We start from the raw sequence: 19,187 nt of genomic DNA on the forward strand, positions 1-19,187 counted from the left end.
CAATCACGAACCGTTATGGATCTGAATCTTCGCGACATTCGCGCGTTCGTCACCGTCGCGCAGGCCGGCAACTTCACGCGCGCGGCCGCGCGGCTGCACCTGTCGCAGCCGGCGCTGACCGTGCAGATCCGCCGGCTCGAGGAAATCGTCGGCGCGCGCCTGTTCGACCGCAACAGCCGCAGCGTGGCGCTCACGCAGACCGGGCGCGAGCTGCTGCCGCTGCTGCAACGCTCGCTCGACGACATGGAGCGCGTGCTGCGCGATGCGCGCGCGCTCGGCGAAGGCACGAGCGGCACGGTGCGGCTCGCGTGCCTGCCGACCTTCGCGTCCAGCGTGCTGCCGGAGCTGATCCAGTCGTTCCGGCGCGACGTGCCGCGTGCGGGCTTCGAGATCCGCGACGGCGTCGCGAGCCTCGTCACCGCGCTCGTGCGCAACGAGGAGGCCGATCTCGGCTTGACGGGCGGCGATACGTTCGATGCGTCGCTGGAGGTGCTGTATGCAGGCGCCGACCGGCTCGTTGCCGTATGCCCGAAGGATCATCCGCTCGCGCGCAAGCGCCGCGTGAGCACCGCCGATGTCGCGGCCGTGCCGCTCGTGCTCACCGCGCAGGGCACGAGCGTGCGCAGCGTCGTCGATGCCGCGCTGGACGCGGCCGGCTGCACGCCCGACATCGCGTGCGAACCGACCTACATGATGACGGCCGTCGCGATGGTGCGCGGCGGCCTCGGCGTGACGATCCTGCCCGCGACCGCGCGCGAGGTACGCGCCGAGCCCGAGCTGGTCGCGAGGCCGATCGACGATCCCGCGTTCGTGCGGCCGATCGCGCTCGTCACGAAGCGCGGCCGCACGCTGCCGCGCGTCGCGCAGGCGTTCGCCGAAGCGATGCTGGCGGAATTGAAAAAGCGCGCGTGAACCGCGCGCCCTGAGCGAAACCGGAAGATCGCGTGACGCTTACGGTGCGTCCGGATCGACGTGCAGCGATTCGCCGATCGCATAGAAATTGCCGCCCGCGATGTAGTGCAGGCTGCGCAGCGCGGGATCGGCCGATTCGAAATACCAGTGGCCGTCGCGGAACACGCGCGTGTCGGACCACGCACCGACCACTTCGCCGATGAACAAATCGTAGGTCTGCTGGTTGTGCGGCTCGGGAATCAGCTTGCACGCGAGCCAGCCCGAGCATCCGGCGACAAACGGCAGGTCGTGGCCGTCGACGTCGAACAGCGTGACGCCCGCTTCGCGCAGCTTGTCGGGCCGCTCGGCGAGACTGTGGCTGCCGACCGCGTGCGTGAGCCGCAGCTGCGCGGCCGTCGGCACCTGGATCACGAACGTGCCGCTGCGCTCGACGAGCTCGCGCGTCTTCGCGGACTTGTCGAGCACGACCGTCAGCTTCGGCGGCAGGAAGTCCAGCGCGCACGCCCACGCGGCGGCCATCACGTTGTCGATGCCGCCGTGGCGGGCCGACACGAGCACGGTCGGCCCGTGGTTGAGAAGACGGTAGGCTTTCTTCAGCTCCACCGGAGCGATATGACTGTCCATACGGGTTCCTTGGAGAACGGCGCGCACGGACGAAGGCCATGCGGCGCGGCACCGGCCGGCGCGCGTGCGCGCGGCCCGGCCGAAGGCCGCATTCTCGCACCCAATTTCAATCGGCGCTGACGGCCCCGTGCGTCACTTCGCGAACAACTGGCCGATGTCGCGGAACGCCTTGAACTCGAGCGCATTGCCGCATGGATCGAACAGGAACATCGTCGCCTGTTCGCCAACCTGGCCCTGGAACCGCACGTACGGCTCGATCACGAAGGTGACGCCGAACGACCTCAGCCGCTCGGCCAGCGCTTCCCAGCTCGCCCAGTCGAGCACGATCCCGAAATGCGGCACCGGCACGTCGTGACCGTCGACCGCATTCGTATGCGCGCCTTCCTGCGACGCGGTCTTCGGATGCTCATGGATCACGAGCTGGTGCCCGTAGAAGTCGAAGTCGACCCACTGCGCGCTCGAGCGCCCTTCTGCCAGCCCGAACACACGGCCGTAGAAATCGCGCGCGGCCGCCAGATCGTAGACCGGAATCGCCAGGTGAAACGGGGAAAGACTCATGGTTGCCTCGTGATGGAACGCTCGCGTGACGCGAGGACGGCACCATGGTAGTCAAGGTCAAGCAGAAATTAAATCAATATATAGTTGCACCATTCACAAACGGAATTGATGAATGATCCGCGAACTGAAAACCCTCGTCGCCGTCGCCCGGGAAGGCACGTTCGCCGCGGCCGGCCACCGCATCGGGCTCACGCAAGCGGCCGTGAGCGCGCAGATGCAGCGCCTCGAAGCCGAACTCGGCTTCGCGCTGTTCGACCGGCAAGGCCGGTCGGCTCGGCTCAACGAAATGGGTCATCACGTGCTCGGCCAGGCGCAAGCGCTGCTCGGCCTGTACGAGAACCTGAGCTCGACCGCGCCCGGCTCGCCGGCCGCCGTGCGCGTGACGATCGGCGCGATTGCGTCGGTGCAGAGTGCGCTGCTGCCGGCCGCGCTGGCCGATTTCCATCGTAGCCATCCCGGCTGCCGGACGCGCGTGATACCGGGGCTGTCGATCGAACTGGTCAATCGGGTCGACGCGGGCGAGATCGACATGGCCACGATCATCCGGCCGCCGTTTTCGCTGCAGAGCGACCTGCACTGGACGACGCTCGCGCAGGAACCGTTCCGGCTGATCGTGCCGCGCAGCGTGAAGGGCAAGGACTGGGCCGAACTGCTCGCGAGCGAGCCGTTCGTGCGCTACGACCGCGCGTCGTTCGGCGGCCGCCAGGTCGATCGTTTCCTGAGAAAGATGCACATCGCGGTGCGCGACACGTGTGAACTCGACGAGCTCGACGCGATCGTCAAGCTGGTCGAGCACGGCGTCGGCGTCGCGATCGTCCCGCAGACCGCCGTGTATCGCCGCTGGCCGGCCGGCGTGCGCGCGCTCGATCTCGGGCATCACACGTTCCACCGCGACATCGGGCTCGTGCATCGCGCGCGGCGGACGATGTCGGAGCCGGCGCAGCAACTGGCGCAACTGATCGAAGCGGCGTCGCGGCGGCGCTTGCCGCCGCAGGCGGCATAGCACCGATGTCGTCGATCAGCGCCGACCGGCCGCCCAGTCGACCGCCGCATCGAACAGCGCGACACCGGCCGGCGACAGGTTCACGAACGTGTCGTTGTCGAGGAAGAACATCACGCGGCGCGCCGGCGCGAGCGCTTCGTAGTCCATCGTCGCGCCCTTCTCGTACGCGAAGATCGCGGCCTTGTCGGGTTGGCCGTACACGGTCGCGATCGTGATCGCGCCGAGCCCCGGCTTGCCCCAGCTCATCGGCGCCTGCTTGCCGTACACGTTCGTCGTACCGGCCGGCAGCCCGGCCGAGATCGGGTGCGGCGCATTGACGAGCCACAGGTAGCGTTCCTTGCCCGTTTCGCCGAAGTCGACGTCATGACGCTTGCCCGTCATCGCGAGATCGTCGAGCAGGTCGTTTTCCCAGGTCACGAGCGGCTTGTCGAGCGTGCGCCAGCCGGGCCGCACGTTCTTCGACGACACCGTCGACGAAATCACGACCAGGTCGGCGTCGCGCGCCGCATCGGGCGTCGACGACTCGTCGATCAGGCGCACCGCGTAGCCGCGTTCGCCGAGATGCTGGCCGATGCGTTCGTCGACCTTCAGGTTCGGGCCGCGCAGCTGCACGAGCATCGCGACGCGCGTGACGGCCTGCGGTGCATCGGCCGCCCACGCGGGGGCGGCCGCACCCGCGCCGAGGCCCAGGCCCGCGCCGATCGCGAGCACCGAGCCCGCGATCGCGCGCAAGGTGCGACGCCGCGCACCGGCGGCCGCGGCGCGCACGGCGCCGGTCTTCATGTTCCGGTTCATCTGGATCTTCTCCGAAGCCGCGCGCCGCCGTGACGGCCGCGCGGCGATTGCGTGGTCAGAACTGCAGCGTGGTGAGCAGCGACACCTGTCTCGCATCGCCGATCGCGACGAAGTAGCGGTTCGCGCTCGACGGGTAGTAGGTACGATTGAAGAGGTTCTTCACGTTGAGCTGGAACGACAGCTTCTGCTTGCCGATCCGCGTGTCGTACGTGGCGAACGCATCGGCGAGCACGTACGACGGCAGCGTGAAGCTGTTCGCCGAATCGCCGGGCCGCGCGCCGACGTAGCGCACGTCCGCGCCGACGCGCAGGTCGTCGCCGCCTGCCACCGTGCCGAAATCGTAGACGGCCGCGAGCGACGCCGTGTGGCGCGCGACGTTCCACAGCTGGTTGCCCGCGTAAAGCGGATCCTCGGTCGTCTTCGCGTCGATGTACGCGTAGCTCGCGATCACGTTCACGCGCTCGCCGATCCTGCCCGACAAGTCGAGCTCGATCCCGCGCGAGCGCGCCTTGCCCGACGTGCGCCAGTCGGTCAGCTTGGTCGCGTCGTTGTATTGCGACACGAGCACGTTCTTCTTGTCGATGTTGAAGAATGCCAGCGTGCCCGTCATCCCGCCTGGCAGATCGAGCTTGCCGCCCACTTCCCACGCGGTCGCTTCCTCGGGCGGTGTCGCACCGTCGATGATGTAGCCCGTCATCGGCGCGATCGACGACGACGGCTTCAGCGACTGCGAATAGCTGCCGTACAGCGAAAACGTATCGGTCCACTTGTAGACGACGCCCGCTCGCGGCAGCCACTTCGAGCCGCTGAGATCGGTGTTCGCCTTGAACGGCCGGCCACGCCCCGCGACCTGGTTGTACGTGATGTAGCGCAACCCGCCCGACACGATCCACTTGTCGGTCAGGTGGATCGTGTCCTGCACGAATGCGGACGCATCGTGCAGCGTGTCGGTCTGGTCGCTGTCGCTCGCGGACACCGTGCTCGACGGCGGCAGCAGCCCGTAGACGGGATCGATATAGCTGAACGGCGTCTTCACGGCCTGCCGCAGCATGTCCTTGCGGTAGATGCGACGGTATTCGGTATCGAAGCCGACCTGCACGTCGTGCCGCATCCCGCCCAGCGTCAGCTTGCCGTTCACGTAACCGATCCCGTAGCTGTCGGTGCTGAGCGAGCCGTGCGTCGCATCGTTGCTGCGCGTCATCGTGCCCTTCACCGGATCGACGCCGGTCGTGCGCAACTGGTTCGCGTCGTAAGTCTCGCGGTTGTAGCTGTAGCCGACATGCGCGCTCCAGTCGGCGTTGAACTGGTGATCGACGCTCAGCTGCGCGAGGTGCGATTCACCGTCCATGTTGTTGAACGGCTCGTCGATGCGCCGCCGTGCGGGAATGTCGAGCGGCGCGTTGGTACGCGGGTCGAGCGCCGTGCCGCGATCGAACGGCGAATGGAATGTCCGGTACTGGTAGGACACCACGACCTGCGTATCGCGGCCATACCACGCGAGCGACGGTGCGACGAAGGTCTGCCGGTATTCGCCGAAGTTGCGCCAGTACTGCTCGTTCGACTGGTCGACGATCAGCCGGTACGCGAGCCGCGAATCGCCGATCGGCCCGGTCGAATCGAAGGTCGCGCTGCCGCCGTTCTTGCCGTGCCCGAACGTCGACGCGCCGAGCGAGATCGCGTTGTAGCGCACGAGCTGCGGTTGTTTGGTGACGACGTTGACCACGCCGCCCGGGTCCATCAGCCCGTACAGCAGCGAAGTCGGCCCCTTCAGCACCTCGACGCTGTCGACCGCCGCGTTGAACGCGCGCCCCTGCACGAGCGGCATCCCGTTCTGCATGATCGAGCCGTCGCGATTGCCGCCGAAGCCGCGCTTCATGATCGTGTCCTGCGTGCCCGCGAGCGTGTTGCCCTGCGTGATGCCGCTGACGTTGCCGAGCGCGTCGTCTAGGTTGCGCGGACGCTGGTCGCGCAGCACCTGCGCGGGCACGATGTTGACGGCCTGCGCGGTGTCGAGCAGCGGAATGTCGGAACGCAGCACGCCCGCCTCCTTCGGCGCGCGGTAGCTTTCGGCGCGCAGCGCACTGGAGCGCACCGTGATCGCCGGCAATTCGGCGCCCGCGGCGACGCCGGCCGCCACGGGTCGTGCGACCGTGCTGTCCGCGCGCTTCAGCGTGTAACCGCCGCCCGATTGGCGCAACGCGACGAGCCCCGTGCCCGTCAGCAGGCGATCGAGCGCGCCGTCGACGTCGAAGCGGCCCTGCACGCCGCCGCTCGTCAGGCCGGCCGTCAGTTCGGCCGGAAACGCGAGCAGGATGCCCGCGTCGCGGCCGAACCGGTTCAGCGCCGCTTCGAGCGGCCCGGCCGGAATGTCGAACGCACGGCGCGCCCCGCGCTGCGCGGCTGGCGCCGCATCGGTGTCGGTGTCGGCCAGCGCGGGCAGCGGCAGCAGCGCGGACACCAGGACGGCGCCGGCCAGCCGGCGCGCGAGGCGACCCGGCGCGGCAGGTGCGGCCGGGCGCGCGGCGCGCGGCAGATGTCGGTCGGGCGCCGGACGGCGCCGATAGGTGAGACGGATGGAAACCATGATCGGGAAGTCGGTGGACGATGGGCCAGTGCTGCTTTCATTACCCATGTCACGCGAACATCGAGAAACAGCTCAGGTCGGCGGAAACTTTTTTTCGACGCGCTTCAGGAACGGGCCGGCACGACCGTCGCCCAATAGCGCGTCAGGTAGCGCACGTCGATCGGCAACGTCGCCTTCAGCGTGTCGAGCACGCGCGCGGGATCGTCGAGTGGATAGGTGCCCGACACGCGCAGGTCGGCCACGGCCGCATCGCAGCGCAGGCTGCCGCGGCGATAGCGGTCGAGCTCCGCGACGAGGTCGGCCAGCCGCATGCGCGACGCGACGAGCATGCCGTCCGTCCACGCGGACGCATATGCATCGAGCGGCGTCGGCTCGCTGATTGCGTCGCGCGTGAAAGCCGTGCCCTCTCCGGCCGCGATCACGCGTGTGCCGGCCGGCGCGTCGGCCGGCTGCACGCGCACCGCGCCGGCGAACACCTCGACACGCGTCGCGCCGTCGCGCTGCCGTACCGTGAAGCGCGTGCCGAGCGGCCGCAGCTCGCCCTGCGCAGTCGCGACGACGAGTGGCCGCGCGGGCACGCGCTCGTCGTGGCCGCTCGTCACCATGATCGTCCCGCGCAGCAGGCGCAGGTGACGCGCGGTGTCGTCGAAGCGCACGTCGAGCGCCGTATCGGTGTCGAGCACGATGACCGTGCGATCCGCGAGCGTCACCGTGCGCCGTTCGCCGACCGCCGTTCGCAGGTCCGCCGGCCAGATCACCGCGCGCCGCGCAGGCTCGGCCATCCATGCGGCGCCGCCCGCGAACAGCAGCACGGCCAGCGCCTTCACGGCCGCGCGGCGGCGGCCCGCACGCGGCGGCAGCAGCGCCGCGCGCGCGACCTGCGGGTCGAGTCCGGCCGCCAGCCCGCCGAGCCGGTGCTGCATCGTTTCGATATGGCGCCATGCCGCGTCGTGCGCCGGATCCTCCGCGCGCCAGCGCGCGAGCGCGGCGTCGAACGCTTCGCCGGTGCGGCCGGCCTGCCGGTCGACCCACCATTCGACCGCGCGGCGCGCAACCTGCGGCGGCACCGCCGGCGCTCCCGGGGCGGCCATCGGTCAGGCCGCCATCGCGAAGAAGCACTGCGTGCCGGCCTTCACGAGATAGCGCTTCACCGTCGCCAGCGACACGCCGAGTTCGCGCGCGATCTCGGCCTGCGTGAGCCCGTCGAGCTGCGCGAGCAGGAACGCACGCTTCGCCGCGAGCGGCAGGCCGTCGAGCAGCCGGTCGATTTCGAGCAGCATCTCGAGCACGACGGCCCGCTCCTCCGGCGACGGCGCATACGCTTCAGGCCGCTGCGCAAGCGCATCGAGATACGCGCGCTCGATCTGCTCGCGCCGCCAGTGGTTGCTCAGCACGCGCTGCGCAACCGTCGTCAGGAACGCGCGCGGCTCGTCGGCACCGATCGGCTCGTCGCGCGCGAGCAGCCGCATGAACGTATCGTGCGCCAGATCGGCCGCACGGTGCGCGCAACCGAGCTTCCGGCTCAACCAGCCGCGCAGCCACGCGTGGTGGCCGGTATAGAGGGCGTCGATTTCTCGATGGAGGGACAGCTGGTCAGCAGACATGGCCGGGTTCCGGGGTGCGCAGGCGTCAACGATCTTGTAAATGAGAATGATTATTATATACAAAACCGGGGCGACGACCGGTGCTCCGGTGCGTGCGGGCCGCTGCCGCGCATCGGCGGGGGGCGCACCGATGTCGTTCACGCCCGGGGGCGGCCAAGCACGGCGTTCGACGTACACCGCGACAACGAGGCAGGAATGGGTGACCAAACCGCGATGCCGTCGCCGGATACGCGCGTCGCTAACACATGCATTACAGCCCAGCCAAATCGATTCATTAAATAATTATTTGACTGATCGATAACAATATCCCGGCCACCTTTATTCCCCGTCGAATTGCCCGGAATTATCGCGAGATATGCAAGCCGCCATGGCGAAATCGCGAAATGACAATCAATTGATACGTAATTTTCAATAATTCAAATCCCTCGATCGTCGAGATCGGAGGACATCCCTGTCTGCGTCAGGCCACAAAAGAGAATTTCATTTTTGCCGTTTTAATCGGGCTCGGTAGTCTCCTGCCATTCCGGATCACGAACACAAGCCAATGCGCAAGGAGATGAAATGAAACGCACGACCCTCTCGCTGATTTCCGTCGCGTCGTTCGCGGCGATACCCGTCGCGCATGCGCAGTCGAGCGTCACGCTGTATGGCGTGATCGACACGTCGATCACCTATGTGAACCATGCGCAGGGCAAGGACAACGCGTGGATGCTCGGCAACAGCAGCGCGGGCAACCTGGCCGGCAGCCGCTTTGGCGTGAAAGGCACCGAGGATCTCGGCGGCGGGCTGAAGGCGCTGTTCCAGCTCGAGAACGGCTTCGACCCGAGCAACGGCCGGCAGGGCCAGGGCGGCCGCATGTTCGGCCGGCAGGCGTTCGTCGGCCTGACGAGCAACCGCTACGGCACGCTCACGTTCGGCCGCCAGTACGATCCGCTCGTCGATCTCGTGCAGGGCATCACCGCCGACAATTATCTTGGCAGCGTGTTTGCGACACCCGGCGACGTCGACAACTACGACAACAGCTTCCGCGTCGACAACGCGGTGAAGTACACGTCGGCCGTGTATTCGGGCCTGCAGTTCTCCGCGATGTATTCGTTTGGGGGGATCGCCGGCAGCACCGGCGCCGCGCAGTCGTATTCGGCAGCCGTGTCGTACAACAACGGGCCGTTCAGCGTCGCGGGCGGTTATTTCCATGCGACCAACAGCCCTGCATCGAACGGGCTGCGCAACGGCTGGACCAGCTCGTCGGACGGCACCTTCGACGGCCCGATCAACAACGGCTACGCGAGCGCGCACTCGATCGGCATCGCGCGCATCGCGGGCCAGTACGTCGCCGGCCCGTTCACGTTCGGCCTCGGCTACAGCAACGCGCAGTACCGCCGCGATGCGAGCTCGGTATTCAATTCGAACGAGCACTACAACACCGGGCAAGGCTTCGTGAACTACCAGGCGACGAGTGCACTGCTCATCGGCCTCGGCTACAGCTATACGCGCTCGGGCGGCGATACGTCGGCGACCTATCACCAGGCATCGGCCGGCGCGGACTACAGCCTGTCGAAGCGCACCGACGTGTACGTGACCGCCGCGTACCAGCACGCGAGCGGCCGGACCGGCGACGGCAGCGGCGGGTCGATGGCCGCGCAGGCGTCGATCGGTTCGTACGGCTACGCGGGCACGAGCTCGCAGACGATGGTCAACCTCGGCCTGCGTCACAGCTTCTGATGCAAGACGGCCGGCGGTGCGTTGCGCGGCCGGCCGAATCCGCATCGACCGACACGGCGGTTTCGGCCGCCGGCGTTTCCGGATCGCCTTTTCATCGCCCTTTTCAACCCGGATATCGACTGCCGCCCGATTTCCAATCCGGTTCGATTCAGCACCGATTTCACGGGATAAATGACGCGATGCGTCAGTATTCCGGCGCCGTCATTGCCCCGCCATTCATCATGAAATCCGGCCATTTTTACCGATAATGCGTCGCCTGACCGCGTGATCGGACGCGATAAAAATGCGCGGCGAACGCATGGGCAAATGCAAAGGAAAGTTTGACGCGAGCCATTTGCCTGCGCGCTATGGCACACTTCGCGTCTCGCGTAATTTCCTTGCACCGGGCGCCCGGATTCCGCCCCATCCTGCCATGCCGCGTCAGACCACCCGTTCGATCAGCCGAGAAACGCTGAAAATCGCCTCGACGATTGCACTCTCGTGCGCGCTGCACGGTGTCGCGCGGGCCGATTGCCTCGACGACGCGGCCGCATTCCAGCACGTGAGCGTCAGCCTGATGCGCGGCATCGCGCAAGTCGAGTCGGGCATGAACCCGAACGCCGTCAACACCAATACGAACGGCACGGTCGACATCGGCCTGATGCAGATCAACAGCACCTGGCTGCCGACGCTCGCACGCGAAGGCATTACGCGGGAGAGCCTGTTCGATGCGTGTACGAACGCGTATGTCGGCGCGTGGATCCTGTCGCAGAACATCCGCCAGCTCGGCGCCAACTGGAACGCGATCGGCGCGTACAACTCCGCCTCGCCCGACAAGCGCCTCGCGTATGCGCGCAAGGTCTATGATGCAATCCGGACCATGCCGGATTCGCCGGATACTCCCATGCCTATCCTGCCTCCCTCTTTTACGCCGCCGCAACAGGCACAGGCGTACAACCCGTTCGCGAGCCTGAGCGTGTCCGCCCCGCAGCAGGTCACGCGTCCGCGCACGATCTCGTCGGCCCCGCCGCCTCCGCCACCGCAGGGCGGGCCCGCCGGCCCGGCCGGCACGTACAACTTCGGCTGGACGGTCACCGGTGCCGACCAGGCGAAGCCGACCCAGGTGTTCGACGACGGTTCGCGAATCTACGTGCAGTTCAGCGACATGAAGCACTTGCCGGCGATCTTCACCGAAACGTCGTCGGGCCGCGTGCTGATGTCGTGGGAGCTGCAGTTCCCGTATGCCGTCCTGACGCGTCCCGCGCAAACGTTAATCTTCCAGCTCGGGCCGTTCGAGGCGCGTGCGCAGCGTGGCGGCGCCGGGACGACGGCGCAGGCAACGGCTGGGGCGGGAGCAGGAGCGGCAGCGGGAACGCCGCGTTCGGGCGCGACGGCGGCAACGGCTGCCACCGCACCGGCAGCGAAACAGCCGGGTGCGAATGCGTCGGCCAAGCGCGCCGCGTCGTCCGATGCGCTCTGGTATATCGACACGGCATCGACGTCGGGTTCTGCAGCGACCTCGAGTACGGCCAATGCGCCGACGGCATCGACCCCGTCGAATACGCCGGCGACGTGGCCCACCGCAGTGACGTCGAACACGCCGCCCCCCGCTGCGACGCCACCGGTGCCCGCCACGACGAAGCCGGCCGCGCGCGTCAGCACCGACGCGCTCTGGTATCTCTCGAAGTAACGCACGGGCCAGCCGCGCGCCGTCGACCGGCGTGCGGCGGCCGGCGGACTATCGGACGACCGTCGTGCCGGACGGCGCGGATACGGTCGACACCAGCGAGTGGTACACGTCCGCGACGCGGTCCAGGAACGCTTTGTCGGGTGCGGTCGCGATTTTCTGCATGGCCCGCGTATTCATGTAGTTCTTGATCGACACGAGGTGACTCCACACCGCCTCGATATCGCTTTCGGCCATGCTGTCGTGCACGTGCTTCACGAACAGCGGATACATCGCCTCGACCTGCGGCAGGCGCTCGCCCGGATTGCTCCAGAGCCAGAACAGCGCCTGCGCCTGCGGGTCGGTGTTGAACATCGACGCCGGCAACTCGCCGTCGAGCTGCTTCATCGCCTGCTTCCGGTCGAACCCGTATCCCGGGCGCGTACCGTGCTGCTTCTGGTAGTCGATTTCGCGCACCAGCTTCTCGTAACGCCCGTACGCGAGCGGGTTGGCCGCGCCACCCAGCCAGCCCGGCTTGCGCTGCTCCGCGGCCGTGCGATTCTCGGCCCGGTCGTACCACATGCGCAGCCACTGGATATACACGACCATGTGGCCCTTGAGTTCGCCCTGGATGTCCTTCGGCAGATCGGTCACGACAACCGGGCGCGGCGGCGCCGGATCGGGCACGCGGCAACCGTCCGTCATGTCGGGCACCGGCTTGGGATTGAGGAAGTCGAGCGGCCCGGTCGACGGCTTGAGCGCCGCCGACGGATAGCCGATGCCCGCGCCCAGCGGCGACAGCGGCGGAATCTCGCGCGTCGTCGCCACGAGCTTCTTGACGGCCATCCGGTAGTCGAGCTGGAAGCTCTGCACGTCCTGCGGCGCGACGATCTGCTGATACAGCGCGCCGTCCTCGTTCGCCAGCGCGGTCAGGCCCGGCATCGGAATACCGGCACCGTATGCGCGGTGGTACATCATCTCGAGCGGCAGGCGCGCCAGCTTGTCGGAAATGCCGTCCTCGCCTTCGATCGCACCGCCGCCCACGTCCACCTGCGCGCCGGGAAACAGGCGCTCCTGGCGCCGGCCGCGCATGTCGGCCGGGTCGACGCCGAGCATCGTCAGCGGCTTGTACACGCGCAGTTCGTGCGCGGCCGCGTAGTGCACGCATTTCTCGATGTCCGGCGACAGGATCAGATCCGACGACACCGCGTTGCTCATCGGGATGTAGCCCGTCAGCAGGTTGTCGTCGAAGCGGTTCGTCACGCAGTCGAACAGCCCCATGAACTTGATCTTGACCGCCACGCCGTCGTACTTGCCGCCCTTGCAGGTTTCCTCCAGCAACTGCTTGGCAAAGGCCAGCGCGAGGCCGCCGCCCATGTCGTAACCGAAAACCGCGACGTGAATCCTGTTCACCGTGCCCGCTTGCTTCGCGCCGGCCACCGCCGCCTTGAAATCCTCGTCCGCCGCCTTCAGGCGCGTATCGACGCCCGTATTGAACAGGGCGGCGCCCAGCTTCGTGTCGCGCGTGAGCTGGAACGACTCGGCCAGCGCACCGACCGTTTCCTTGCCGATCTCCCTCGCGATGGCCTTGGGAATCCGGTACGGATATTTGACGACATCACGCCATAACCCCCGCCATTCGCGCTTCAGGTAACGCAACGCGCGGTTCTTTTCCGAGCCCGGCCGCTCTATCGCACGCTCGACCCGCTTGCGCGCATCGCCCACGCCTTCCTTCGCCTTGCCGAGCACCGTGTCGAGGGTGTCGCCGACGCGGCGGCTCAACGTAGGATTCCCGGTCCTGCCGCTCTGCTTCCACGCGTCCCCGGTCGTTTTAATGACCGTCTCCTTGGCCTTGCCGACGGTCATCTCCTTGAACTTGTCGCCGGCCTTTTCACCGGCGGTGTCGAGCGCCTTGTCCTTCAACACCTGCCGAAGCACGGCGGCTTCGGGATCAAAGTCGGCGCCGAGCCCCGGATAGTAGAAGCGCCGCATGTTCTTGTTCTTCTTGTCGTAGGCGGCATTGAACAGCTTCAGGATGTTGGTTCGCGGTCCTTCCTTGTCGCCGAAACCGAATCCGTCGAAATAGAAGCTGACCCACAGCATGTGCTCGCACGCGGGACACATCTGCTCGGCTTCCGCCTTGACGCGATCCGTCTCCGCGCTTACGGCGTCCTTCTTCAGGTTGATTTCGGCCATGGCGCTCACTTCTCCTGAGTCGGCTTGAGTTCGGGCGCGTTCATGTCGTCGACCCACTGCAGCTCGGCGGTGCCGTTCTTGCGGAAATACACGCGCAGATAGCGCGACGTCGACGATTCCGGCTGCGGAATGGTCACGTCGATCGTCTTGCGCTCGGGCTGGATGCCGCGCTGAATGTCGTCAAGCGGCTGCGCAAACTCCCAGAACAGCTTTACCTTCTGCCCCGGCGTCACCTTGCAGCCGCACGCGAATCCGCCGCCGCCGCCGAATGCCTCGCCGTCTTCCCGTGCCGACGGATTGCCGAAGCACCCGGACTTGTGCTCGTTGTCGAGCCAGAACTCGTGAAGCTTGCGGCCGTACTCGTTATATCCGGTGACGCACACGTTGTGCGGTTCCGCCGACACGTCGACACCGTGCTTGCTGCATGCGGCGAGCACACCGAGCCCGACCAGCGCCAAAACGTGCATCCCTGCTCTGAATTTCATCGATACCCTCACACACTTGCGTCGTTGTTGCCTGCTTCCGGCAATGGCGGATCGAACCGGTTACGTGCGTCGTCCCCGCGATAGAACCCGTTCATCGCGATGACGATGAACGCGCCGCCGATCGGAATGGCATGAAGGAGCGTCCACCATCCGGACTTGCCGAGGTCGTGCCAGCGCCGGACCGATACCGCCACGAGCATCCAGACCATCACGATCGCGAATGCCCAGCCGACGACGTCGACGAAGGTTGCCATGCGCTGCGCGAACGGCAGGTCGACCAGTGCGTCGATCAGGGAACCGGCGATCAGCAGCGGCACCGTCACGCTCCACCATTGGATGCGGCCGGCACGGCCGCTGAACGAGAACAGCGTTGGCACGCTCATCGCTGTGCCCTCGGGTCGGTCGCATCGGCGATCGCCTCGTCATGTTCGAGCAACCGGTCGAGCAACGCATCGCACAACGCATCGTGGTCGTTGCGATGCAACGCGATGCATTCGTCGATCGCTGCATTGCCGAGCGATACGGTGCGGTACATCGCCAGCGTCGCGTCGATCCGGTAGGCCAGCCGGTCGTCCGGCAGCCCGTGCGCATCCAGTAGCGCGTACAGGTTTCGCATGCTCGCATACGTGTCGAACGGATCGGCATCGACGGTGATCCGGCCGTTGCGCCGCAGCTCGGCGATCACCGCGTCCGGCCTGCCGTCGTGGCGCAATGCGTCGAGCTCGCGCGCATCCACGCGCGCATAGAAGATCCGTTCATGCCGGCGCGGGTGCCGCGCCGTCCCGACGACACCGTCGCGACCGACGTAGGTCCATGACACGCACGGCGACAGCAACGCCTGATAGCGCGATTCCGACAGCGCCCCCGCCAGCGTCTGGAACACCGCCGCGTCGTAAAACCGCAGCAGGCCGTCGCGATCGTCGGGCAGCGTCACGCGCGTCCTGACGCCAAGCTTCGGCGCGAGTTCGTCGAGCGGATAGACGCTGACCAGCGACAGAAACGCGAACGGCCGCCGCGCGAGCTGCCGTTCGAGCAACGCCGACACGTGCGGCGCACGATAGTCGCACACCAACGCGCAGACTTCCGGGTTGCTCGCTTCCGGCTGACCGGCGAGCAGGTTGTGAACCTGCCCTTGCGCGATCAGCTCGCGCCACGGCGCCGCGTTGATCGGCAGTTGCGACGCATCGGCCAGCAGATAGCGATGGGTATCCGGAAACGCCGTGTGCTCCGCGGCGGCGGTCGTTTCCCATGCCTGAAGCAACGTAGTCATCGCCATCACCCGCGCGTGGCGATCGCTTCGTGGCGATGCGCGAGATCCCGCATGCATTCGACGCACGCGGGCTTGTTCATCGACGGCAACTGCACGTTCGCGGAACGCGGGCCGGTCAGCGTGTGCTGGGCCGCATGGAACGTCGCCTTGCCGGGCGCACCGATCACGATGTCGTTGCCTTCCATCTTAAGGAACGCGTTGGCGGCCGTCAGCAGCAGCCGCTTCGGCGACTGCAGCGCGACACTCGCCTGTGCGCTCGACACCGTCACCGCGCGCTGCGCATTGGCGTCGAGCGCTCCGGCGTTCTGCGCCTGCACGGTGACGGCGCCCGTCGCCGCGTGCAGCGCGATGCCGATGGCCGGCACCGGGCGAGCGCCGCCCGAGGTGCCGTGCGTGTACAGCGCGATGCCTTCCTTCGCGACGATGCTCGACTTGCCCTGGACCGTGACCTGCACGTCGCGTCCGGCGCTCAGCACGGTTTGCGTGCCCGACGTCCACACGTGGCTTCGCGCCGTCACCGCGGCAACGCCGGCCGCGCCGTGCGCGACAAGATGCGGATGCTGCCACGCAACCGCACCGCCGCCGCCGGCACCGCCCGCGCCGTTGCCTTCGCGCGTCGCGCCGATCGACGCCTGGCTCTGCTGCAGCCCCTCGATCGCCGCGAGCGGCGACGGGGCGGCGGTGGCGCCGGCACTCGCGGCACCGGGCTGCGCCGCACCCGCACCTGGCTCCGCACCCTGCTTGCGCGCGAAATCCGCGAGCCCTTGCAGCATCTCGCGTTGCTGCGCGAGCACCTGGCTCGCCGCGCTCGCGTCCATCTGGTTCACGCCCGGCGCCGTGCTGATCAGCAGGCCGGCGCCGGCCCGCAGCGCACCGGCCGCCTGCGTCGACAGTTCGGCGCCGTAGCCGCGATCGGCCAGACGCCGGTTGTCCTGTACCTGTTTGATGTGCCCGAGCGTCAGGCCGCTGCCGTGATCGGTCGTGTAAAGGCGTGCACTCGATTGGCCGGCCGTATCGTCGAGCATGAATTGCCGCGAGCCGCCCGCGCCGGTCTGGCTCGCGCTCATGTCCTGCGTCTTGAAGCCGGTCAGCACGGCCGCATGGTCGTTGCCGGCAAACCAGGCCGCCGAATTGGCCGTGCTGCTGCTCGGGCCGCCCGCGAGCGCGTTGTGCTGCGCGTCGGCGTTGCCCTGCCCGTTGTATAGCGCGGCGACCGCGACCGGCCGGTCCGGCTGGCCTTCCAGCCACTCGGTCCAGACTTCCTGACCGACGCGCGGCACGCTCACGCCGCCCCAGTTGTCGCCGCCGACCGGGGTCACCATGCGCGTCCAGGTGCCGGCGCCGCGATCGGCCGGCGCATTCGCCGCGCGCGGATGCGCCTCGCGACTCGCGGAATTCTGCCCGCGCTGCGCGTGATGCTGGATCCGGATCCGGTGATCGCGTTCGGTGTGAACCGGATCGCCCGCGCCGACCACGACGGTTGTCTGCGCGCCCGGCATCACCGCGACCGGATGCACGCGCGCACCGTGCCCGTTCGGCGCCAGCGGCCGATAGGCCTGGTCGAACGGCAACGCAGCGAAGCGATTCCGGTACACCTCGTCGCCGTCCACGAGCGCGCCGCCGGCGTGCGTCGTGGCGTCGAATGCCGCACGCAGCGCCTGCGCGCCGCCGTATCCGACTGACTCGCCGGGCGCGGCGTCGAGCATCGGCGGAATCGCGCCCAGTCTCTGCGCGATCGCGCCGTGCACGTCGGCGCCGACGTTCGCGCGCGCGTCGTGCTCGACGCGCAGGCACACGAACGCGTGCGATGCATCGAGCGACGGATGCTGCGACATCGCGAAATGCAGCCCCGGCCGCAGATCGCGACGCGTGCCGCTGCCTTCGGCCTGCAGCGCCGCCACGCGCTGTGCGTCGAGTTGCTGCTGGGCGCGCTGGTCGCCGATCGCGGCAGTCTGGAACGCGTACGGGCCGGCGACGTCGCGATCCTCGCCCGGCACGACCGCGCCGATCGCGCGCACGTCGGACGGACGGGTCGACAGGTTTCGATGATCCCAGCTTGCGCGCGCGACGCTGCCGATGCGCCAGCGGCGCGCATGCAGGAAGTGCCGGATACCGCCGCGCGGATCGCCGTCGCTCGTCTGATGGAAACCGACGACCTCGGGTTCGGCCGGGTCGAAACGCTGGTTCGTATCGGCGAGGACGAGCGTGTGCTTGCCGAGGTTCGTCGACTGCGCGTCGCCCTCGTGTTCGAACCAGTAGAAGATGCCCTCTTCCGCCCACAGACGTTCGAGAAACGCGAAGTCCGATTCGCCGGCCTGTGCTGTCAGACTGCGGCTCGCATATCGCGCGGGGTCGGCGAGCGCCCAGCGCCATGCCGGCGCGACCGCGCCACGCGCGTAGTGCGCGAAGACCTGTTCGCTGATCTCGACCACGCTCGCGTTCACGAAGTTGTAGCTGTCGACGCGCTGCTGCAGCAGCGCGAGCCACGGTTCGACGACGAGCCGCACGCGCGCGAGCCCGCCGTTGTAACCGACGAGCTCCGCGGCAATCACATGGCCGTGGAACGGGCGCCGTACGTCCTGCCCGTCGGCGGCCTGCCATTCGATGAGGATCGGCGCACCGATCAACTTGTCGAGCGGCACGTCGGGACGCTCGGTCAGCGCGGTGACCTGGAACCGGAAGCCGCCGCGATCGAGCGACTCCCATCCGTGCAGACTCTCGGCGACGAGTTTGTCCACGCCGAGCGGCGTGGTCAGCCACAGGAACCGGTCGTGCTGCGACCAGCCGCGGAAGAACGCCTGGATGAGGTCAGATTGGGTCGACATGATGTGTGGGTTCGGGGTTCGCGGGGGGCGGTGTTTCCAATCGAGGCGTTCGGGATGCCCGAAGCCCGCATCACTACTCGGTCAGTTCGACGGCCGGCAGCATGTCCATTCGCGTAAACATCTCGCCCTTCATTTCGTCGGGCGACTGAATGTTGACCTTGAGTGCGCCTCCCATCCGGTACGTGCCCGCATGGATCTGCCGTGCAGACGAGTCCGGATCGAACGTCACCTCCGTATAAGGCACGACGAATTCGACCTTTACCGTCTGCCCCGGTTTGATGGCAATTGACGGAGCATAGGATCCGGATGCGGCAGTCAAGTACTTCGCAACGAGTCTGACCTTGAAGTTGACACCGGAGTCGCCGAGTCCATGGATCTGAAGGTATTGCACATTCGGATTCGTAATTTTCGGCACCCATTCGGCAGGACCGTCAATAACGACGTCCTGTTCTCCTTCATTCCTGAACACGACATCGACCACCAGATTTCGCGACGCAGAACGCACGGAAAACTCCGGATGCAGATTGATTTCCGGCTTGCCATGCTCAAGTAGATCCAGTGCAAGCTCAGCAAGAAACGACAGCTTGCCGTTGATCTCGTCACTGGATCGATACTGAAGACTGCCGTGGTAACGCGTTCCATTCTGATCGAACGAATATCTCAGGACCGATCCGATATTCCGGCCCGGGACAGACTCGACCTCGTGATTGACCAGAATCTGCTTGATCTGATCGATCGCCCGACGATATCCGTCGCTCAGTTCTCCCGTGTATTTTCCGATTCCCACATACTTCGGCGGCGGCATGAGATCAAGATCCAGTCCACGCGAATAGTAGGCGGCACGATTGCCGTCGAACGCGAGAGCCAGCGGAGGCAAAGGCTTGCTCTGCCCGGGGCTGTCCGCGATCGTGAAGTAATCTATCTTTGTTTCAGCCACTGCCATGTCCGTCGCACAGGGAAGCAA

Annotated in this window: 16 protein-coding genes; 4 read left to right on the forward strand and 12 right to left on the reverse strand. The window is 67.1% G+C overall.

Going from position 1 to position 19,187, the window contains the following annotated elements:
- The first annotated feature begins 15 nt into the window (after nucleotides 1–15).
- A complete protein-coding gene (locus HAV18_RS28975; protein ID WP_166962992.1) occupies nucleotides 16–912 on the forward strand; it encodes a LysR family transcriptional regulator in 897 nt (298 codons plus the stop codon).
- Nucleotides 913–951: 39 nt separating this feature from the next.
- Here the strand turns inward: HAV18_RS28975 and HAV18_RS28980 are convergent, their stop codons facing one another.
- Both HAV18_RS28980 and HAV18_RS28985 read right to left on the reverse strand, forming a co-directional pair.
- Nucleotides 952–1,536: a flavin reductase family protein gene (locus tag HAV18_RS28980; RefSeq protein ID WP_166962994.1), complete on the reverse strand. Its 585-nt coding sequence runs from the start codon at nucleotides 1,534–1,536 to the stop codon at nucleotides 952–954.
- Nucleotides 1,537–1,668: 132 nt separating this feature from the next.
- Nucleotides 1,669–2,094, reverse strand: coding sequence for a VOC family protein (locus tag HAV18_RS28985; protein ID WP_048025897.1), 426 nt, complete (start codon nucleotides 2,092–2,094; stop codon nucleotides 1,669–1,671).
- A gap of 112 nt (nucleotides 2,095–2,206) precedes the next feature.
- Between HAV18_RS28985 and HAV18_RS28990 the strand changes: the two genes are divergently transcribed.
- Entirely contained in the window at nucleotides 2,207–3,097 is an 891-nt protein-coding gene (locus HAV18_RS28990; RefSeq protein WP_166962996.1) for a LysR family transcriptional regulator, read from the forward strand.
- A 15-nt stretch (nucleotides 3,098–3,112) separates the two neighbouring features.
- Here HAV18_RS28990 and HAV18_RS28995 read toward each other — a convergent pair whose 3' ends face one another.
- From HAV18_RS28995 to HAV18_RS29010, 4 genes are read right to left on the reverse strand one after another with little or no spacing between them, the layout of a single operon-like run.
- Nucleotides 3,113–3,892 (reverse strand): hypothetical protein, encoded by a 780-nt coding sequence (locus tag HAV18_RS28995; RefSeq protein WP_166962998.1) that lies wholly within the window; start codon nucleotides 3,890–3,892, stop codon nucleotides 3,113–3,115.
- 55 nt (nucleotides 3,893–3,947) lie between these two features.
- A complete protein-coding gene (locus HAV18_RS29000; RefSeq protein WP_166963000.1) occupies nucleotides 3,948–6,524 on the reverse strand; it encodes a TonB-dependent receptor in 2,577 nt (858 codons plus the stop codon).
- Nucleotides 6,525–6,580: 56 nt separating this feature from the next.
- Nucleotides 6,581–7,567, reverse strand: a complete 987-nt coding sequence (locus HAV18_RS29005) for a FecR domain-containing protein (RefSeq protein ID WP_166963002.1) — start codon at nucleotides 7,565–7,567, stop codon at nucleotides 6,581–6,583.
- Between the two features lie 3 nt (nucleotides 7,568–7,570).
- Nucleotides 7,571–8,080 (reverse strand): sigma-70 family RNA polymerase sigma factor, encoded by a 510-nt coding sequence (locus HAV18_RS29010; RefSeq protein ID WP_166963004.1) that lies wholly within the window; start codon nucleotides 8,078–8,080, stop codon nucleotides 7,571–7,573.
- A gap of 561 nt (nucleotides 8,081–8,641) precedes the next feature.
- On the opposite strand from HAV18_RS29010, the gene HAV18_RS29015 reads away from it, so the two are divergent.
- Both HAV18_RS29015 and HAV18_RS29020 read left to right on the forward strand, forming a co-directional pair.
- Nucleotides 8,642–9,802 carry a porin gene (locus tag HAV18_RS29015; protein ID WP_166963006.1) on the forward strand — a complete coding sequence of 387 codons (1,161 nt, stop codon included), beginning with the start codon at nucleotides 8,642–8,644 and terminating at the stop codon, nucleotides 9,800–9,802.
- Nucleotides 9,803–10,214: 412 nt separating this feature from the next.
- On the forward strand, nucleotides 10,215–11,471 hold the full coding sequence (locus HAV18_RS29020; protein WP_166963008.1) for a transglycosylase SLT domain-containing protein: 1,257 nt from the start codon (nucleotides 10,215–10,217) through the stop codon (nucleotides 11,469–11,471).
- A gap of 48 nt (nucleotides 11,472–11,519) precedes the next feature.
- Here HAV18_RS29020 and HAV18_RS29025 read toward each other — a convergent pair whose 3' ends face one another.
- The 6 genes from HAV18_RS29025 to HAV18_RS29050 form a co-directional block, all read right to left on the reverse strand.
- Entirely contained in the window at nucleotides 11,520–13,643 is a 2,124-nt protein-coding gene (locus HAV18_RS29025) for a phospholipase effector Tle1 domain-containing protein (RefSeq protein WP_166963010.1), read from the reverse strand.
- A 5-nt stretch (nucleotides 13,644–13,648) separates the two neighbouring features.
- Nucleotides 13,649–14,128: a DUF3304 domain-containing protein gene (locus HAV18_RS29030; RefSeq protein ID WP_166963012.1), complete on the reverse strand. Its 480-nt coding sequence runs from the start codon at nucleotides 14,126–14,128 to the stop codon at nucleotides 13,649–13,651.
- A gap of 8 nt (nucleotides 14,129–14,136) precedes the next feature.
- Nucleotides 14,137–14,511, reverse strand: coding sequence for a DUF805 domain-containing protein (locus tag HAV18_RS29035; RefSeq protein WP_166963014.1), 375 nt, complete (start codon nucleotides 14,509–14,511; stop codon nucleotides 14,137–14,139).
- Nucleotides 14,508–15,398, reverse strand: coding sequence for a DUF4123 domain-containing protein (locus HAV18_RS29040; RefSeq protein ID WP_208102167.1), 891 nt, complete (start codon nucleotides 15,396–15,398; stop codon nucleotides 14,508–14,510). Before HAV18_RS29040 ends, HAV18_RS29035 begins: the two co-directional genes overlap by 4 nt.
- A gap of 5 nt (nucleotides 15,399–15,403) precedes the next feature.
- Entirely contained in the window at nucleotides 15,404–18,223 is a 2,820-nt protein-coding gene (locus HAV18_RS29045) for a type VI secretion system Vgr family protein (protein WP_166963018.1), read from the reverse strand.
- A gap of 73 nt (nucleotides 18,224–18,296) precedes the next feature.
- The gene (locus tag HAV18_RS29050) at nucleotides 18,297–19,160 is read right to left on the reverse strand and encodes a hypothetical protein (protein WP_166963020.1); all 864 of its coding nucleotides are present in this window, start codon (nucleotides 19,158–19,160) and stop codon (nucleotides 18,297–18,299) included.
- Nucleotides 19,161–19,187 lie beyond the last annotated feature (27 nt).

Source organism: Burkholderia sp. D-99 (assembly GCF_011605345.1).
Lineage (GTDB): Bacteria > Pseudomonadota > Gammaproteobacteria > Burkholderiales > Burkholderiaceae > Burkholderia.

Bases quoted from the DNA above. Each gene is read 5' to 3' on its own strand.
- HAV18_RS29040 (WP_208102167.1), bottom strand. From the start codon at position 15,398: ATGACTACGTTGCTTCAGGCATGGGAAACGACCGCCGCCGCGGAGCAC.
- HAV18_RS29025 (WP_166963010.1), bottom strand. From the start codon at position 13,643: ATGGCCGAAATCAACCTGAAGAAGGACGCCGTAAGCGCGGAGACGGAT.
- HAV18_RS28985 (WP_048025897.1), bottom strand. From the start codon at position 2,094: ATGAGTCTTTCCCCGTTTCACCTGGCGATTCCGGTCTACGATCTGGCG.
- HAV18_RS29000 (WP_166963000.1), bottom strand. From the start codon at position 6,524: ATGGGTAATGAAAGCAGCACTGGCCCATCGTCCACCGACTTCCCGATC.
- HAV18_RS29005 (WP_166963002.1), bottom strand. From the start codon at position 7,567: ATGGCCGCCCCGGGAGCGCCGGCGGTGCCGCCGCAGGTTGCGCGCCGC.
- HAV18_RS28990 (WP_166962996.1), top strand. From the start codon at position 2,207: ATGATCCGCGAACTGAAAACCCTCGTCGCCGTCGCCCGGGAAGGCACG.
- HAV18_RS28980 (WP_166962994.1), bottom strand. From the start codon at position 1,536: ATGGACAGTCATATCGCTCCGGTGGAGCTGAAGAAAGCCTACCGTCTT.
- HAV18_RS28975 (WP_166962992.1), top strand. From the start codon at position 16: ATGGATCTGAATCTTCGCGACATTCGCGCGTTCGTCACCGTCGCGCAG.
- HAV18_RS29020 (WP_166963008.1), top strand. From the start codon at position 10,215: ATGCCGCGTCAGACCACCCGTTCGATCAGCCGAGAAACGCTGAAAATC.
- HAV18_RS29045 (WP_166963018.1), bottom strand. From the start codon at position 18,223: ATGTCGACCCAATCTGACCTCATCCAGGCGTTCTTCCGCGGCTGGTCG.
- HAV18_RS29015 (WP_166963006.1), top strand. From the start codon at position 8,642: ATGAAACGCACGACCCTCTCGCTGATTTCCGTCGCGTCGTTCGCGGCG.
- HAV18_RS29030 (WP_166963012.1), bottom strand. From the start codon at position 14,128: ATGAAATTCAGAGCAGGGATGCACGTTTTGGCGCTGGTCGGGCTCGGT.
- HAV18_RS29035 (WP_166963014.1), bottom strand. From the start codon at position 14,511: ATGAGCGTGCCAACGCTGTTCTCGTTCAGCGGCCGTGCCGGCCGCATC.
- HAV18_RS28995 (WP_166962998.1), bottom strand. From the start codon at position 3,892: ATGAACCGGAACATGAAGACCGGCGCCGTGCGCGCCGCGGCCGCCGGT.
- HAV18_RS29010 (WP_166963004.1), bottom strand. From the start codon at position 8,080: ATGTCTGCTGACCAGCTGTCCCTCCATCGAGAAATCGACGCCCTCTAT.